This window comes from Olivibacter sitiensis DSM 17696, from assembly GCF_000427965.1.
In the GTDB taxonomy this organism is placed as follows: Bacteria; Bacteroidota; Bacteroidia; order Sphingobacteriales; family Sphingobacteriaceae; genus Olivibacter; species Olivibacter sitiensis.
Genome location: NZ_ATZA01000055.1, coordinates 1 through 18948 on the forward strand (window position 1 = coordinate 1; position 18948 = coordinate 18948).

Consider the following 18948-nt stretch of genomic DNA (forward strand, 5'->3'; position numbering starts at 1 on the left):
TAGAATCACATCGGCTGAATATTCCGAACAGCATCGTCATGAGTTGTGTCCATGAATCAAAGGTCTTGTAATAGCGGTCAGACCGGTGCTTGCTCACAAGCATCTCAAATTTGTTCCTTGGAATAAAACCTAATAATTGTTTGAAGATTGGCTGACCGACTAATTTCTTTTCTGTATTTTTATCACTCATATTTTTAGTTTGTCGTAAAACCAAAATATGAAAAAAGGAGCTTGCCAGATATGGCAGCTCCTTAAATTATTTTTTGTCGGTCAGTAGTGTTTAAAAATGGATAATATTGACGTATAACTGAGGACATATTTAGTTCGTGTTTAAGTGCTACCGCAGATTTTGTACTCGCTACATTTTAATGATTTAAGATAATTAAAACAACATTGGTAATTAAGAACACTTTATTACAAATAGAGTTATCACCACCGAAATAACGTCATCAAAAAAATCTACTTAATTATGTTCTATTTTGAGAACAATAATACCATGTGCGGGCAATACAAGACTTCGTTCTTTACCTAGTTCCCCTAAATCCTTGTGCAACCATAAATCGCGTATCATACAGGTTCGTCCAGCATTTAATTTCTTTGGGGACACTTGATATTTTACTTTTTCCTCATTCCGATTCATGATAGCAATAGCAGTCGTCTTACCTTTTTCAGAAAATAAAGTTTTTTCCCATATCTCAATACCGCCTTCGGCACTAATGCATTTTGCTTGCTGTAAGGCCGGGTCTTGATGAATAGAAATCAATTCCTTATTTGTGAGAATTTGTATTGTCTCTGTAGACATGTTACGTAGGTCGTTCCCAGCAAGTAAGGGAGAGTTCAACATACACCACATAGAAAAATGCGTTTTATCTTCTTCATAGCTCATACCCCTTCCCACCTGCAACATGTCCATATCATTGTAATGTCCCGGTGAAGCGTACTTGTATAGATCTCTATTAATATCTATGATGGCTAATATTGATTTAAAATTTTCCCTTATATCTTGGGATATACGCCAAGAATCTGCCTTTTTTAAGGCCCATTCTCCAGGGAACTGCCAACGGCAGATATTAAATACTATGCTAGAATCAATACTTTTTACAGCATCTATAATTTTTGTATACTCTTCTTCTTCACTGAGGTTCATTTGTTCACCTCCACACCAGTCGACTTTCAGGAAATTAAAACCCCAATCTTTAAAGAACAACCGTGTATCTTGTTCAATATGTCCATATATGCCTACTCCAATGCCATTTTTGTCATTATCGTATATTGATCCACAGGTATTTTCTCCTGCATCCGTATATATTCCAGCTTTTAATCCTTTGTTATGTATGTATTCTACCAGGTGTCGCATTCCGCTAGGAAACTTGATCGTGTCGGTCAGAAGATTGCCGATAGAATCTCTTCCCCAAAAATAACCATCGTCAATATTTATGTAACGATATCCCGCATCATACAGACCCGTCGATATTAATGCATCTGCTTGTTCCCTAATCAGTTTTTCATTTATATCGATTCTAAAATTATTCCAACTACTCCACCCCATAATGGGAGGCTTTGCTTGTTGTGCTGAAACGTATACTACACTGAAAATGGCAAGATGTGAAATGCAAAATATTCTGGAAATTTTCATATACTCTAATAAATTACAAATTTTAGATCATTTTTTCGGAACCATTTTAAACTTATAGGAAGCATTGTTACTACAATAATACTGTTTCGGTATCACTTTCACAATCCTCTCAGAAACACAATCGGTTGCGTAGATTGCGAAAACGATATCGCATCCTGTTTTTCAGTTTAAACACCTAATATAATCATCCTACATATAGAACTTTTAAATATATCTAGTTCCTACTCATTTTATTTAGCTTCATTATACTTAGATATCTGAAGTACTTGGACGTATCGCGATTATGGAGTGGTTACTGAGATACCCAGCTCGTCGGCAATTTCCCGGTGGGAGTACTCCTGCTTTCTACTCAATTCAAAAACCTTCTGCATCTTTTTGGGAAGATGCTCTATTTGCCGATCTAAAGCCTGATTGATTTCTTTGACACTAATGGCTGCTATGCCCCCCCATCGTGCTGAAAGCTGTAGCACGCCAATTCCTGAATAAAATGGTCTTCGGTGGTCCGCTTGCGGATTGCATTGAGTACTCTATTTCTCGCTGTCATGTATATATAACCCAAAAAATTCGTTGTACATTTCATATGCGCCGCTTTTTCCCACAATCTTAGGAATACCTCTTGAATCACATCCTCATCCCTTAGCATACGAATAGCATGGACAAAAAGCTGTTCCCAGTACCGATAATGCAATTCCCTAAAAGCAAGCGCATCATCATTAGCTATTAGTTCTAACGACTCCTCATCCGACAACTGATTTAAACCACTCATAATCAACTGCTAAACCAAACACTTTAGATCCTAGTTGAAAACGCATGTTGCAGATACAAACATATGCCACATAAACACTTCCTAAAGTTCAGTTCAATCGGTTATAATTTGGATAACGGGAGTAATATTATACAAGATTGAATAAAGTGACAAATACGAGACAAACGCAACCGTTTGCGTGTTTTACGAAAACGTTTTCGTAAACAGGTGTTATAGTTTTTCTTAATAGGCAATAGCCTGACGATTCGCAGTTGAATAGACCTCAGTGGACTACCGTTTCCTTTACCTGACAGTTTTGCTCTACCCACTTAAGGTCAAATTCCGCGAGTTCCCTTCGTTGGCCTTTATAGATAAAATAACTGCTAGGCTCGGTATCGCTATCCTTTTCTCTTACCATGGGCATTTTGTTGACTATTTTCTCCTCTGGGCAGTCCCTAATGAGCGCTTCTTCCTGCTGCCTTTGCTTCGTCTTGCAGGCCGCCAGCAGAACGACGAGCACGATCGCTACATATTTACTTTTCATAATACATCCTCACTTAGTTTGAAACAGCTTACTTGACCGCAAAATTCCTGCCGTTAAAAAAACGAAGTACATCTCTACATCAAGCCGATTTGTTGGCCATTTGTTGTTCTTCTAATGTTTTCGAAATCTTTGGCATTTAAGTCCGTCTCAAATATAGACCCTAGCCCCGAAAAAATTCTCCCTAAATTCTTTTGGGGTGCAGTTTTTCTTGCGTTTAAATATCCGGTTAAAGTTTGAAATATTATTGAAACCGCAACCGTAGGCAATTTCTGCGATGGTTTGGTTGGTATCTATAAGCAAGCGCGTGGCATGACCGAGACGTATCTCATTAAGGCTATCGATAAAAGTCTTGCCGGTACATTTCTTTACGAATCGACTAAAAGATGCTTCATGCATATTGGCGCATGCAGCCATCTCCAACAAGGTGATTGGCTTGCTGTAATGCAGATTCATATATTCGAAAACTTTGGCGATACGACGGCTATTGGACTGCTCATGATGGTCAGCAAAACCTACACTGCTCAAGGTACGAGCGTTGTTTGACAGAGATAACTGGTGCAAAATAGCCATCAATTCCAACACGGAATCAAATCCAACTTTATCTTTGAGTCCCAGTAGCCTATCCTTAAGAGTAAGGGCCGTCTCGCGGGAAAAAAGCAGGCCCTGCTGCGCTTTCTCAAACATATTACGTATGAAGCTCAGCTGATTTTTGCTTATGAAGTCCTTATGGAACAAATCTCGGTGAAATTGAATAGTCACTTCCGTTATTTCTTTGTTCTCACCGACGTCATTAAACCACCCGTGATACAGGTTGGAGCCCACTAAAACCAGTTCCACGTCATCTATACGTGCGACATGGTCACCCACGATACGCTTGGAACCTTTTGCATCAAGAATTAGGTTGAGTTCGTACTCGTCATGGTAGTGCAACGGAAAATCGAAACGGCTTTTTACACGCCAAAACAAGGTAAAGCAGTCGCTATCCGTGAGTGGGGTCACTTCCCGTAATATTCGTTCATTCATGGTATCCATGTTTACAATTGGATTTGGCTGAATGTAAAAATAATACTATCCAATTATAAAACAAAAAAAACGTCAATTTACAAAAAAACAATCATTATCCGCTATGCATTCATCATAATATGCTAAAAAAGTATTACCTAATAAACCCATAAACCACCTATGTTTGCCTTCGTAATAACCAATATGCCTATGCAATCATCAAAAACACGTTTTGCTTCTCCAGTGCCGTGCACTTACCAATACGGCCTGATCCAAAAAACCACAGAAACCCATCGCACTTTTAAATAATATGAAAAATGAGAACGCGCTTTTTAGCAGCAGATTGAAAGCAATAACGCAGCAATACGAGCAATTAGTTGGTCGAAAAAACGAAGTTGTGCTCCCCAGTAATGGCGTCTTCGAACGCTACAAGCATCCGATACTCACAGCCGCACATGCGCCCGTATTCTGGCGCTATGACTTGTCTCCGGAAACAAATCCTTTTTTCATGGAGCGTTTTGGCATCAATGGCACCTTCAATGCGGGTGCAATAAAGTGGAATGGCCGATACCTTTTGGTGGTTCGGGTGGAAGGTAACGACCGAAAGTCTTTTTTTGCCATTGCCGAGAGTCCAAACGGCATAGACCAGTTCCGATTCTGGGACTATCCCATCGTAATTCCAGAAAACGATGACCAAGAAACAAACATCTATGACATGCGACTGACCGCACATGAAGACGGCTGGATATACGGTATCTTCTGCGCAGAGAGAAAAGATCCTGCAGCGCCTTCAGGCGATCTTTCTTCGGCGGTGGCCAAAGCAGGAATAGTAAGGACTAAAGATTTTAAATCTTGGGAACGCCTTGCTGACCTGCAGTCCAAGAGTCAGCAACGCAACGTAGTCCTCCATCCGGAATTTGTAGAAGGCAAATATGCTCTCTACACGCGGCCACAAGATGGATTTATCGATGCCGGCAGTGGCGGAGGCATTGGTTGGGCATTGGTAGACACCATGGAAAATGCCATACTTAAAGAAGAAAAAATCATCAACTTCCGGCACTACCATACCATCAAGGAACAAAAAAACGGAGAAGGTCCACACCCGATCAAAACACCGAAAGGCTGGCTGCATTTGGCTCATGGCGTACGCGCCTGCGCAGCTGGTTTGAGATATGTGCTCTACCTCTATCTTACGGATCTACAGAAACCGGACCAACTTATTGCTGAACCTGCCGGATACCTCTTGGCACCGGAAGGCGAGGAACGAGTGGGCGATGTCTCAAACGTACTTTTTACTAACGGATGGATTGCAGATAACGACGGTACTGTATATATTTACTATTCTTCAAGTGACACCCGAATGCATGTAGCTGTCTCGTCTATTGATCGTTTGCTGGACTACTGTCTCCACACAGCGCCAGATGGATATCGCTCGGCCAAATCCGTCCAAACCCTGGTGTCCCTTATTGACAAGAACCTCAGCTTAATGGCCTAGCACATGATTGATCATAAACCGCGATTTATATAAGTAATAACCATGAGTAACCAACGAATAAGCCTAAAGGAGAAAATCGGATATGGATTGGGAGATGCTGCCTCTTCTATGTTCTGGAAACTCTTTGGGATGTACCTGATGTTTTTTTATACGGACATCTTCGGTATAAATGCCGCTATAGTGGGAACAATGTTTCTGATCACCCGCGTTTGGGATTCGCTCTTCGATCCCGTGGTGGGCGTCATTAGCGACAGAACGGAGACCCGATGGGGTAAATTTCGTCCGTATTTGTTATGGATGGCCCTACCGTTCGGGGTGATGGGCGTTTTGATATTCACCACGCCAGACCTCTCGGATACCGGGAAAATCGTCTATGCCTATGTGACCTACTCTTTGATGATGATGGTCTATTCGCTCATAAATGTGCCATATGCTTCGCTTTTAGGTGTTATTTCCGCTAACCCGAAGGAGAGAACAGCATTATCTTCCTATCGCATGATCTTTGCGTTTTTGGGCAGTATCCTCGTTTTGGTCTTGGTAGATCCATTGGTCGGCACGTTCAGCAACTGGCACTCGCAGACCTCTCTTTCTCTTGGTTGGTCGATGGCTGCCTTGGTATTCGCCATTATAGCCATCGTATTCTTCTTATGCACTTTCTCCTGGACCAAAGAACGTATCCATCCCATCAAGGAAACCGAAAATTCATTAAAAGAAGACATTGGTGATTTAATAAGAAATAGACCGTGGTGGATCCTTTTGGGCGCAGGAATAGCGGCACTCATTTTCAATTCGATTCGCGATGGTGCGGCCGTATATTATTTCAAGTACTATGCTGTGGCGCCCGAAGTGCTCGATTGGGGTTTATTCGGTTCGACGCTATCAATTACGACGGTTTACCTAGTGTTGGGGCAAGCGGCAAATATTGTAGGCATTCTATTTGTCACTCCCATAGCCAACCGCATAGGCAAGAAAAACACCTATTTATTTGCCATGATATGCGCCACCATTTTCAGCGTTGCATTCTATTTCGTTGGCAAAGAAAACATCACGATGATGCTTGTACTGCAAGTGCTCATCAGCGTCTGTGCCGGAAGTATATTTCCTTTACTTTGGGCAATGTACGCCGATATTGCCGATTATTCCGAGTGGCGAACTGGTCGCAGGGCTACCGGACTTATCTTTTCCTCATCCTCCATGTCTCAAAAATTTGGCTGGTCCATAGGTGGGGCACTTACGGGGTGGCTATTGGCCTATTTCGGATTTCAGGCAAATGTGGTACAAACTCAAGACGTGCAGGATGGCATTAGGATGATGCTGAGCCTGCTTCCTGCCATAGGTACCATCCTATCAGTGCTTTTCATATTGTTCTATCCATTAAATGAGGCTAAACTAAAAGGAATAACCATAGAGTTGGCTTCAAAAAGAGCCTCACGAGGATGAATGGATTTAAAGAGATACTGACAAAGAATATCCTTCCTTTTTGGATGGATCACATGCTGGACATGCAACATGGAGGTTTCTATGGCCGAATAGACGGGCACAACAAGCTGCATCCCGGCGCCAATAAAGGCGTGGTACTTAATACACGTATACTCTGGACTTTCTCCGCTGCCTATCGCACGCTAGGCAATCCTAAATACAAAACCATGGCCGAGCGCGCCTACGAATATATAAAGGCCTACTTCATAGACAAAATTCATGGCGGCGTGTTTTGGGAACTCGACTGCAAAGGGAGCCCCATAAACCGCAAAAAACAACTATATGCGCAAGGTTTTGCCTTGTACGGCTTTTCCGAGTTTTATCGTGCCACGGGGTACGCGGAGGCACTTGACTTATGCAAAGAATTCTTTTATTTAATTGAAGGGACGGCCGATACCGAACATGGAGGTTACCTCGAAGCGTTCGCGGAAGATTGGAAGCCCCTAGCGGACATGCGCTTAAGTGCAAAGGATGCCAACGAAAAGAAATCCATGAATACGCACCTTCATATCCTCGAGCCCTATACCAATCTGTACCGTATATGGAAGCATCCTACCTTGGAAAATGCTCAAAAAAAACTAATTGACATTTTCTCAAACAGGATATTGGATAAAAAAAGCGGACATCTCCACCTCTTTTTTGACGAGAAATGGGCCATAAAATCCCGATCCATTTCATATGGACATGACATCGAAGCCTCGTGGCTGCTATTGGAAGCCGCAGATGTGTTGGCCGATGCAGCACTAGTAAAAGACATCAGGGAACTATCGCTTAAGATAGCCGTGGCTGCCAGCGAGGGTCTGCAACGTGACGGAAGCTTAGCTTACGAGCTTGAGGGCGATGATATGGACCTAGATCGCCACTGGTGGGTACAGGCGGAAGCCGTTGTCGGTTTTTTGTGTGCCTTTCGTAATTCAGGCGATGTTGCTTTCAGTAAGAAAGCGACAAAGGTTTGGAGCTATATAAGGTCGCAACTCATAGACATAAAGAATGGCGAGTGGTATTGGAGTCGCAAAGCCGATGGTTCGATAAACCTGCAAGAAGATAAAGCGGGACCATGGAAATGTCCCTATCACAATGCGAGGATGTGTATGGAGGCCCTTAGCTTATTGGGTTAATTCAATACTAAACCTAAAAAATTAAATAAATTATAAAATAAATATTGACAATCAGTTTTTTACTCAAAAGGAAACCCATAACATCAGGATAAAAGCTTCATTTTTTCACAACAATAAGCAAAAAAAGTATTAGTATTTTATTCGATGTCGACCTACTTTTGATTTACATTATTAACAACCAATTATTATCCTTATGATTCCACACGTATTAAAAAAAGCAAGGCTGCTGGTTTTGCTATTAGGTGTCGTCCAAATGGCCTTTGGCCAAGAAACGGCACCCCTACAGGTCAGCGGTAAGGTAACAGACGAATCAGGCAGTCCCTTAGTGGGTGTGTCGGTAAGCGTAAAAGGCTTAACCATATCCACATCCACTAAAAGTGACGGAACCTTTTCCCTAAATGTGCCAAATGAAGAAACAGTGCTCAGGTTCACTTTTATCGGATTGGAAGTGCATGAAGAGCTAGTAGGCAATCGGCGCGTAATAAATGTTGTCTTGAATAGCGTATCCTCTGATTTAGATGAGGTAGTTGTCATTGGGTATGGTACCGCTAGAAAAGGAGATATCACGGGCGCCATATCTTCCATCAAATCGGAAGAACTGACAAGACTATCCTCTGTAGACGTCAATCAGTCCATACAGGGTCGTGCACCAGGGGTGAGCGTTGTCAATAATTCCGGAGAACCCGGCGCTGGCACCAAAATAAGGATCAGGGGAACGGGAAGTGTGAACAACTCCGATCCTTTGTACGTGGTAGACGGTTTCCCCGTCAATGATATTAGTCATCTTGGCCCACACGATATTGAATCCATTGATATACTAAAAGATGCTTCGGCCGTGGCGATATACGGCTCACGAGGCGCAAATGGCGTTATCTTGGTGAAGACCAAATCAGGGGCCTTCGGCCAAGCAACAAAAGTCTCCGCCAATCTATTCGGCGGCGCTACTATTGTCGCCAAGACATTGGATCTCCTAAATGCAAGCGAATATGCCCTGTTGAAACTGGAATCTTATGCAAATGCAAACCAGACTCCATCGCTCAATATGCAATCAATCTTGGATTATGCCATTGCCAACAACAGCAACGGTACAGATTGGCAGCGAGAGATTATCAGGAAAGGGTACACGCAGAATTACAATGTCAACGTCTCTGGCGGAACCGAAAAGGGCCGTTTCGATATAGGGAGCACCTACTCCAAGGAAAATGGCGTTATCAAAAATACTTTTCTGGATAAATTCCTAATCCACTTTAACAACGAGTACAAACTGTACAAAAATGTGCAAATAGGGACGAACTTGTCTTATGTGACATATAACCGCTCGGGCAATGATGGCGACTTTTATTCGGGATCGATCACACAGGCGCTCAAAACAGATCCCGTATCAGCGGCATTTGATTCCTATACGAACAATTTTGGCGAGATCTATTTCTCCTATGGAAGAAACCCGGCCCTGTCTGTCCATGAGAACCAATTCAGAAAAGGGACGGAGGATCGATTTACGGGAACCGCCTTCTTGCAAATCGACAATATCGGTCTTGAAGGCCTATCGTTTAGAACACAATATGGTACCCAATACAATTTTACGAAAAGCCGCAATTATTATCCGGTATTTTTCATCACGGCAGACCAAAGAAGGGACGTCAGTAGCCTCACGGAAAACCGGGGCGACAACAGGTTCTGGAACTCCACGAGCTACTTTAGTTATGCAAAGGATTTCGGGAAGCACAACATCAATGCAACCCTGGGCACCGAGGCACAAAAAGGCACATCAAACAACATGTTTGCTCGTGTATACGATGTGCCAGAAGACGTTAACTTAAGATATCTTGGCACGGCAGCCAACAAAGAACAGCTGGAGGTATCGGGAGGTGCGGGACACAATTCTCTGTTGTCGGGTTTCTTCCGCATGAACTATAGCTTTGACAATCGCTATCTATTCACAGGAACCTTACGGGCAGACGGCTCTTCTAAGTTCATGAACAAATGGGGCTATTTCCCCTCGTTCTCAGCGGGATGGAACATTGGCGAGGAATCTTTCTTTACTGATGCAAACCAAGCACTCGGATTAAACCAACTTAAGCTAAGAGCCGGTTGGGGCCACGTGGGTAACCAAGCAAGTGCCGGCAATTTCGACTATTTGGCGCTAATGACCAATGGCTACACGGCAGTTTTTGGAGAAAGTATGGTCGATGGAGCCATTCAGCAGATGTTGGCCAATGAAGAGTTATCTTGGGAAACCTCCGAACAGTACAACATAGGTTTGGATTTCCAGCTGTTCAACCGACACCTATCTGGCAATGTTGATTATTTTGTGCGCAACACCAACGATATGATACTGAGCACCCCCATCCCTATCTACGCCGGTATGTGGCGAACGAGAACGAATGCCGGCTCGGTCAAGAACAGCGGTGTTGAACTGAATCTCAATTACGCACAAAGTGTTAACGAGGACTTTTCCTTCAATGCCGGTTTCAATATTTCGTTCATAGGCAATAACGTAACTTCTCTTGGTGGCGGCGAGCCCCTATTCGGACAATATACAATCACTGAAGAAGGTAGGGAAATAGGCACTTTCTATGGACTGCAATCTGCAGGGATATTCAAGACCCAAGAGCAACTGGATGCTCATGTAAACGAGGGGGGAAATCCCATACAGCCCAATGCCGGGCTAGGGGACGTGATTTTCGTGGATCAAAACGGTGATGGGCGTATTAATGACGATGATCGCATCTATCTGGGAAGTGCCGTGCCGGATTTCACGTATGGATTTTCGCTTTCCGCCACCTATAAGGGTATAGACGTCAACATGCTTTTACAAGGATCGAAGGGAAATCAGATAGCCAACTATATGTATTCTGTACTATATAGTACCTCCATGCGTGAATGGAGCAATTCCAAAGCCATGATGGGCAGATGGACGCCCGAGAACCCAAATGCCGATTTACCAAGGGTACATTCGGGAGATCCGAATCAAAATGACCGTTTTTCGGACCGTTTTGTAGAGGATGGAAGCTATCTTCGTCTTAGAACCATTCAACTTGGCTATTCACTTCCGCAGAAGAGTCTTCAGCGACTTGCCATGAAGGGCTTGCGCGTCTATGTATCTGCAGATAACCTGCTCACGTTCACCAATTATTCTGGGTTCAATCCGGAAATGGGGGATCTGTATGGCAATCCACTGAATGCAGGTGTAGATATGGCAAGTTATCCGATGCCCAGGGTATTTACATTTGGGATCAATTTGAATCTATAATCCACTAAGTTATGAAAAGAACATTATATTATACGTTGGTTTTATCAGTCCTTTTGATGGCTTCCTGCAAGAACTTCCTTGAACTGGAACCACAAGGACAAGAAAATAGTGGGAACTTTATGAATACCGAAGAGAATGCCATACGCGTGATCAACGGTATCTACGACATCCTTTCGCAAACAGAAGGGAGAGGCCCTGATGGCATCTGGATGTCCCACCACTATGATTTCTTTTTTAGCAGCATTGCTACGGACGATGCCGTAAAGGGAAGTAACCTTAGCGATTATCCAGAGTTGGCCGCCATTGAGGGCTATCGCGCCCAACTTGGCAATTCTGTTGCGGAGGCTTTCTGGATCCATGGCTTCTGGGGTGTTTCCCGCTCCAACTATGCCATTAAAAATTTACCGGAATCACCTATTAACGAAACGCTCAAAAACAGGCTTCTCGGTGAAAGTTATTTTCTGCGGGCATACCACTACATCTATTTGTTAAAACATTTTGGGGGCGTTCCATTATTTGATGAGCCCGTGAATCCATCCGACTTTGGAAATAGGCAGCGCGCAACTCTGCACGAAACATTTGAATTTATCAATGCCGATCTCGAAAGGGCGATTGCCTTATTGCCAGAAAAAAGCCAATATGCACCTACGGACTTGGGACGTGCCACGAAAGGAGCCGCGAGAACACTGCTGGCAAAATCGCTGATGTACCAAATTGGGGTGGATAACGAAGGCACAAAGACTTGGCAAGATGTATCTGCCCTTACAAACGCCATAATCAGCTCAGGAGAATATACGCTTGTCAACAATTATGCAACCCTGTTCGAACATGAATTCAAAAACTCTTCGGAATCTATATTTGAAGTGCAGGCTACCAACGGCACAGCGGCAGATCCTCCAGCATCTGTGGGCAATGCGTACCCTTTATTCCAATCCAACCGGGTTTCCAATCCTGGGGCATTTGTTGGTTGGGGTTTCCATAATCCCACACAGGATCTTGTCGATGCATTTGACCCGTCTGATCCACGGCTGAAGACTACGGTGTACGGCATAGGGTTTAACAACGAAGTGTTGTATGGCAGTGTCGTGGGTTTTGATCGTGCCCAACAGGGAAGCAATTACTTGAACCGCAAGGCTACCATTCCTTTTGTTCCTGTATTGGACAAAGCGGCAAACAAGAATATTCTTCTTTTGCGCTACGCCGATGTGCTACTTATACATGCCGAGGCCCAATACCACTTGAACAATGAATCTGAAGCGAGACGTTTTCTGAATTTAGTGAGGGAGAGAGCCAGACAAAGTACCCTGTGCAAAGGATGTGTGGAAGGCGATCCAAGCGCCTTTACCCCACCGCCAGCACAACCAAACATCCCAAATGTGACGGCTAGCGGACAGGCTCTTTACGATGCTATCCTTCATGAACGACGTATCGAATTGGCTCTTGAGGGGCATCGATTACCCGATCTGATCCGCACGGGCAAACTGGTGGAGCTCGTAAGTAAAGTAAAGGATACAGACAGGGCTGGTGCTGGAGCAAACGAAGAAGAAAGACACCAAAATATAGGTGCCAACATCGTGAGCCATTCATTGGTGGGCAAAGACGGAAAATATATACCCGTATTGCCTATTCCGTTAACTGAAGTTCAAAACTGGGGATTGGAGCAAAACCCGAGTTATTAGTCAATAACAAATAATTTATTCTGATGAAAAAAGATAAACTAACCCGGCTGATTTCCTGCATACTCAGTAGCGTTATTCTAATAGCTGGCTGTCAGGAAAAAGAGTTTTCCGAAGATTATGACATCAATTTGCCCGTATCCGAAATAATTGATTTCAACCCGAAAACGGCCGTTATCGACCAACAAGTCACCGTATATGGAGAAAATCTGGATATGGTGACAAGCTTGTCCATTGGTGCTGTTTCTTGCGAGATTTTAAGCCAAGAGCCCGATAAGTTGATATTCAAGGTTTCTAGGTCGGCTTCTGCCGATCCTATCGTTGTCAACAACAAATATAAGCGCAGAAACGAATCTTCGGAACTGTTTGTGCCGCAGTATCTAGACGCAGACATCAGTCAATGGCCATCTGAGATTGAACGGGGTCAAACAATCAATATCACGGGACAAAATGTAGACATGATACTGTCTTTGCGCTTTGAAGGTGTACAGATCAGCAAATCTTCCGCAACCGAGACAACGGCCACATTCTCCACAGCAGGGCTAGAACTACCCGCCACTGGCCAGCTGACGGCCGTTACAAGGACCGGACAGACACTCGTTTCTCCTGTCATCAACGTTGTGGAGCCAAAGGACACCTATATCCCTAAGAAGACTATAGTACTGTTTGACTTTGACACCGTTGAACCGACAATACGTACGGGTGATGCAACAGGCGCTGGAGCTAACTTTACTTCGGGCAAAAACCTTGGTGGCATCTCTCCGTTCTTTGGAAGTTACTACTCTGTGATAGCTCCTTTGGGCAATGGCTGGAACGGACAATACCAATACCTTGAAGCAAACAATAATGGCAATGGGTTCAACCTTTCCGATTATAATGACCCACATATCACCTTCTTGGTAAACACCAATGGCAAACAGGGTTATTTCAATCCTGCCTTGACCATAGGAGGCGCTACAGAGGATAAACATTTTACGGGACAAGAGGGCCAGTATAGCGATAATTATAGAATAGCTACTTCGGGTTGGGAGTGGCGCTCCTATCGATTGACAGATATGGGCTTTGCCAATGCAAAAACGTCCATCGATCGCATTACGCTATTTATCCGTGGCGGTAATGTTGGTAACGGGAACAGTGAGGCCTTTGAATTGCATATCGACCAAGTAATGATTACGGATGGGCCACTGAATCCCCTATTGATCCATAGTTTTGAAACCATGCCACAATTCAACGGAGGTACTCCAGTGAGAAATGGTGGCACAGGATTTTCGGCGATTCCCCAAGGACAGTATTATTTTACCGTCAAGGACGCAAATGTAAGTTCATGGCAAAATAGAGGTACCATCAGAACGGCCGATCATAATGGAAACAAGTTTGACGACAACAAGATGTTTTATGTGAACTTCCTGGTAAATACCGGTGGCGGTAATGCAGAGGGCTACTTCCAACTGATCTTCGAACAATCCAGCGACACCAAACTAGGCTACCATTTTAAAGGGGGCGGTCTATATGGTGACGATTACAAGTTTAAGAGTACAGGAGGCAGTTGGCAGTGGCGATCGTACCCTATAGACCCTAAAGGTCTTGAGAACTGGGGAACCAATCCAGAACTGGATTTGAACACTCCTTTCAATCTTGATATCGATTTCTCTACCGGGAATGTGAACGGTCCATTCGAGGTAAATCTGGATTATTTTGTGCTTACCAGTGTACCACTGGATCCAAATAGAGAGTAAAACCTGATGAGTTCTCCGGAAAGCTAGCCTTTTCGGAGACTTTTCAATTGACTCCTTACCCGACAACGTTGAAAGCATCGAAGGACAAAGGGATATTACAAAAGCCGATCTTATCGAAATAAGCTATATGAATACAAATTACGGACTGTTTCTAATTTCATTAATTATTGCTGCCTGTACTTCTGTCGAAATGCCAAAAACAGCGGATACTAAGGCAACAAAGGAAACCAAAAATCTTTATGCCAGCTTAAAAGCGATACAAGGAAAGAAAATCCTATTTGGCCATCAGGATGCCACGGTTTATGGCATCGGATGGAAATACGATAAAGACCAATCAGATATCAAGAAAATCTCGGGCGACTATCCCGCGGTATATGGATGGGATCTAGGTCATATCGAATTGGGAGATTCAGTGAACCTTGATAATATCCATTTTGACCTGATGCGTCAGCATATTATCTCAGCCTATCGACGCGGAGGGATCAATACGATAAGTTGGCACTTACGAAATCCCTATACCAACGGCAGTTCGTGGGATGTGTCGTCTAATAAGGTAGTTGCCTCTATCATCCCCGGTGGCGAAAAACATGCAAGGTACTTGCAATGGCTTGACAGTTTATCGCTATTTCTATCCTCCTTGGTGGATGACAGCGGAAAAGCTATTCCCGTGCTCCTACGCCCCTTTCATGAGCATACCGGAAATTGGTTCTGGTGGGGTGCTCCTTATTGTTCCAAGGAAGATTATATCACTTTGTGGAAATCTACGGCAGAATATCTACGCAACGTAAAGCAGGTGCACAACGTTCTGTATATCTATTCGCCCGATAGGGTCACTTCTGAAGAAGAATACTTTGACAGGTTTCCAGGCGATGACTATGTGGATATTCTCGGGTTGGATATGTACCATCGCGGAGGAGAAAGTCAAGCTTCCACTTTTGTGACAGAGGTACAGCAAGTGATGAACATCTTAGAAGAATATGCCCAAAAGCACGACAAGGTTTTTGTGTTTAGCGAAACAGGAGCCGAAGGAATACCTATGTCTGACTGGTTCACGGCGGTACTATATCCATCAATTGAGATGCACAAGCCGGCATATGTGCTCGTTTGGAGAAATGCACATGATATCGAAGGGCATCATTATGCCCCCTATCCTGGACATCCCTCCGTAGATGATTTCCTTTTGTTCAAGAGCAAGAAAGATATCTATTTCGAAAAAAATCTACCCAATTTATATAAGACGACAAAAGACTAAAGCCATGAAAGTACTATGTTCCATATTGGGTTCTCTATTCGTCTCGTTCGTGTATGGACAGAATCCCCTTGTTCCTGGCTATTTTGCAGACCCCAGCATCCGTTACATGGATGGCAAATACTACCTCTCTATTACGAGTGATGGCTATGACGAACATAACGGGGAGCCATTTTTATGGGTATCGGACAATCTAGTGGATTGGAATATTGAGTATCTAGACATCAATGATCGCTTTTTTTGGGCACCCAGCATGCTCAAGGGCGATAATGGAAAATACTATATGGTAAGGCAACAAGGAGTTGATTATTTGGCCTACATCCTCGAAGCCGATGCTCCGCAGGGACCTTGGCAGGAGATCATACAGGTCAAGGATTTTGATGTGGAGCTGTTTCGAGACCCAAAGACTGGCCAAATCATGGGGATAGGTTCCTGGAAAAATCTCTTGGTTTTTGACAATGATATACATTCACCGAACTATATGCGAAAAGTGGTCAGTAGTACCCCTATTAAAGGCGAGCTAACAGACTTCACCGAGGCGCCATACATGTTTACCAAAGACAGCAAGTATTACCTAATGTGGGCTGGCGGCCATTGCTGGTTGGATTCCTACAACGTGCGCTACGCTGTAACCGATGCGCTTGACCAACCTTTTCGGGAGTTTTCCAAGGAACCTATTTTGGAGTCTTTGCCCGAAAAACAGCTATATGGTCCAGGACATACCTCCGTTTTGGAGGTCAACGGCCGTTGGCTTTTGTTTTATCACAGACAAGACCCAAAAAGGTATCCTACCTGCAACTACCGTTTCTCCTGTGTAGCTGAAATGTTTTTCTCGCCCGAAGGGCAAATCACGAAAGTTGTTCCACTGGATGATCTTCGGTCCTTGGGCCTTGGTCTGTCCAATCCCACCAATATCGCTTTAAACAAACCAGTTGTGGCAAGTGCATCTGCATCGGACGATTTTCTTGCCGCTTTCTTGACCGATGGTCGTAATGACAGCCGTTGGCAGTCCGTACAAGCAGAAGACCAGTGGGTAACCATCGATCTGGAAGATGAAACTGAAATATCCAGAATACAGATAGAGTTCGAATATTTTGATCGCTTCTATCTCTACGAGATCCAATATTCGAGCGATAATGAAAACTGGCATACCTATGCAGATTATACGCACCGGGCGCTAAAGGGATACCAAACGCGTACAAGTGAAAAAACGGTTTCGGCCAGATATATAAAAATCAACATCAAAAGAGCCGAACGAGACTATGCTTCGATATGGGAGATAAAAGTGTTTTCATCAAAATAAAAAAACAAATTATGAAAAAGATATTAATACCCTTCCTCATTATGGTATTAGGCGCGTTCGCCCCGTCCTGTAAGAAGGACAAGAACATCGAGGAAATCTCGGCCAGAAGTCCCAAATTTTTGTACTCCACACCGGCAGACGGCAGTGAGGACATCATGTTGGATTCCGAAGTGTCCCTAGTCTACAATACCCCTATTGTGCTGAACGAGACTATAGCGATCAAGGTCAACGACGAAACGGTAAAGGCCACGGTAGACGATCGCAAGTTGCTGTTGGAGATCACCTTGGAACAAAGCAGCTCGTACGAAATCACGATTCCCAATGGCGCCGTCACCAATGTATTGGGTGAACCTGCAGAAGCTATATCGCTCAGCTTTCAAACAGTCTCAAGTTTCAAAAGATACGAAGCGGAGAATGCCTCCCTAACAGGAAATGCCTCGGTGGGAACGAGTCTGGCTAATTTTTCTGGAGCAGGATATGTGGAGCAAAAAGACGGAGATATCGTTTTCGAAGTCACCGTTCCCGAATCTGCGCTCTATGGAATCAACATTCGTTTTTCAAACAACAACGAAAAGAAAGAAAACGATCTGCTCGTAAATGGCCAAAAACTGGCAACTTTGGTTTTTGACCCGACAAATGACTGGAAGACGATCTTTGTCAATAAGCTTTCGCTACGTTCGGGCAAAAACACCATTATTGTACAAAAAAACTGGGGTTGGATGAACGTAGATTATATCGAAATCACGCCACGTGAAGAAGAAACCTCCTTCAATATAGATGCAAATCTCGTGACCGTGAATCCTTCTGCCCAAGCGGCAAATGTCTATAATTTCCTCAAGGAAAATTTTGGCAAGAAAGTAATTTCCGGAGCGATGGCCAATTACAGTTACGGTTTGGAGGAAGCGACTTGGATGCAACAAAACACGGGCAAATGGCCCGCACTTGCGGGATTTGACTTTATTAATCATACCCGCGATTGGAGTATCACCAATGCCGACATTTTATTTGATAACGTAAAAGAATATTGGGATAACAATGGCCTTGTAACGCTCATGTGGCACTGGCGCAATCCATTGAAAACGGATGATGAATTTTATACGGATCGTACCTCATTTGATGTTTCCAAAGTAACGAATACTTCATCGAGTGAATACCAAGCGATGATCGCCGATATTGACGTAATCGCCGGTTACCTTAAGCAATTCAAAGATGCAAACATCCCTGTACTGTGGCGTCCTTTGCATGAAGCCAGCGGAAAGTGGTTTTGGTGGGGAGCAAAAGGTCCAGAAGCCTGCAAAACCTTATGGAAACTTATGTACAGTCGACTAGTCCACCATCATGGCCTAAACAACTTGATATGGATATGGACCAGCGATGCGGCGGGCGATGCGCTCGATTGGTACCCAGGCCACGACTATGTAGATATTATCGGTATGGATATCTATCCTGGCGAGAATCAGCATGGATCGCAATACATTGCTTTCGACAAGATGAAAGAACTGTACGAGGGTAGGAAAATCGTTGCATTGACGGAGTGCGGATCGATTCCACAGATCGATGCCATGTACGAATATGAAGACGTCTGGTCGTGGTTCATGCCCTGGAATGGAGACTATACGCGCGCTGCAAACCATAATGGTGCAGCTTTCCTTAACGCGGTATTCGGCAACGCCAATGTGATCAGTCGAGAGCAGATGCCCTCTCTAAAATAA

15 protein-coding genes are annotated in these 18948 nt (G+C 43.9%); 9 read left to right on the top strand and 6 right to left on the bottom strand.

Features of this window, described 5'->3' with window-relative positions; genetic code table 11:
• The 6 genes from A37S_RS25450 to A37S_RS0119945 form a co-directional block, all read right to left on the bottom strand.
• The coding region (locus tag A37S_RS25450; RefSeq protein WP_028297637.1) for a DUF4372 domain-containing protein at window positions 1-190 on the bottom strand (190 nt) is incomplete at its 3' end.
• Between the two features lie 273 nt (window positions 191-463).
• Window positions 464-1636, bottom strand: coding sequence for a glycoside hydrolase family 27 protein (locus A37S_RS0119930; RefSeq protein WP_028298506.1), 1173 nt, complete (start codon window positions 1634-1636; stop codon window positions 464-466).
• Between the two features lie 281 nt (window positions 1637-1917).
• Window positions 1918-2106 (bottom strand): sigma factor-like helix-turn-helix DNA-binding protein, encoded by a 189-nt coding sequence (locus A37S_RS28180; protein WP_157278899.1) that lies wholly within the window; start codon window positions 2104-2106, stop codon window positions 1918-1920.
• A complete protein-coding gene (locus A37S_RS0119935) occupies window positions 2073-2402 on the bottom strand; it encodes an RNA polymerase sigma factor (protein WP_028298507.1) in 330 nt (109 codons plus the stop codon). The genes A37S_RS28180 and A37S_RS0119935 overlap by 34 nt, the downstream gene beginning before the upstream one ends.
• Window positions 2403-2664: 262 nt before the next feature.
• Window positions 2665-2925: a hypothetical protein gene (locus tag A37S_RS0119940; RefSeq protein ID WP_036603430.1), complete on the bottom strand. Its 261-nt coding sequence runs from the start codon at window positions 2923-2925 to the stop codon at window positions 2665-2667.
• Between the two features lie 147 nt (window positions 2926-3072).
• Window positions 3073-3948: an AraC family transcriptional regulator gene (locus tag A37S_RS0119945; protein ID WP_028298509.1), complete on the bottom strand. Its 876-nt coding sequence runs from the start codon at window positions 3946-3948 to the stop codon at window positions 3073-3075.
• Between the two features lie 289 nt (window positions 3949-4237).
• On the opposite strand from A37S_RS0119945, the gene A37S_RS0119950 reads away from it, so the two are divergent.
• From A37S_RS0119950 to A37S_RS25455, 9 genes are all read left to right on the top strand, one after another.
• Window positions 4238-5422 carry a glycoside hydrolase family 130 protein gene (locus A37S_RS0119950; protein ID WP_028298510.1) on the top strand — a complete coding sequence of 395 codons (1185 nt, stop codon included), beginning with the start codon at window positions 4238-4240 and terminating at the stop codon, window positions 5420-5422.
• A gap of 42 nt (window positions 5423-5464) precedes the next feature.
• Window positions 5465-6862, top strand: coding sequence for an MFS transporter (locus A37S_RS0119955; RefSeq protein WP_036603433.1), 1398 nt, complete (start codon window positions 5465-5467; stop codon window positions 6860-6862).
• A complete protein-coding gene (locus A37S_RS0119960) occupies window positions 6859-8019 on the top strand; it encodes an AGE family epimerase/isomerase (protein ID WP_028298512.1) in 1161 nt (386 codons plus the stop codon). The genes A37S_RS0119955 and A37S_RS0119960 overlap by 4 nt, the downstream gene beginning before the upstream one ends.
• 193 nt (window positions 8020-8212) lie before the next feature.
• The gene (locus A37S_RS0119965) at window positions 8213-11272 is read left to right on the top strand and encodes a SusC/RagA family TonB-linked outer membrane protein (RefSeq protein ID WP_211229830.1); all 3060 of its coding nucleotides are present in this window, start codon (window positions 8213-8215) and stop codon (window positions 11270-11272) included.
• An 11-nt stretch (window positions 11273-11283) separates the two neighbouring features.
• Window positions 11284-12951, top strand: coding sequence for a RagB/SusD family nutrient uptake outer membrane protein (locus tag A37S_RS0119970; RefSeq protein ID WP_028298514.1), 1668 nt, complete (start codon window positions 11284-11286; stop codon window positions 12949-12951).
• 23 nt (window positions 12952-12974) lie between these two features.
• Window positions 12975-14684 (top strand): IPT/TIG domain-containing protein, encoded by a 1710-nt coding sequence (locus tag A37S_RS0119975; protein WP_028298515.1) that lies wholly within the window; start codon window positions 12975-12977, stop codon window positions 14682-14684.
• A gap of 127 nt (window positions 14685-14811) precedes the next feature.
• Window positions 14812-15936 carry a glycoside hydrolase family 26 protein gene (locus A37S_RS0119980; RefSeq protein ID WP_028298516.1) on the top strand — a complete coding sequence of 375 codons (1125 nt, stop codon included), beginning with the start codon at window positions 14812-14814 and terminating at the stop codon, window positions 15934-15936.
• Between the two features lie 4 nt (window positions 15937-15940).
• Window positions 15941-17236, top strand: a complete 1296-nt coding sequence (locus A37S_RS0119985; protein ID WP_169719541.1) for a family 43 glycosylhydrolase — start codon at window positions 15941-15943, stop codon at window positions 17234-17236.
• A gap of 11 nt (window positions 17237-17247) precedes the next feature.
• Entirely contained in the window at window positions 17248-18948 is a 1701-nt protein-coding gene (locus A37S_RS25455) for a glycosyl hydrolase (RefSeq protein ID WP_084163989.1), read from the top strand.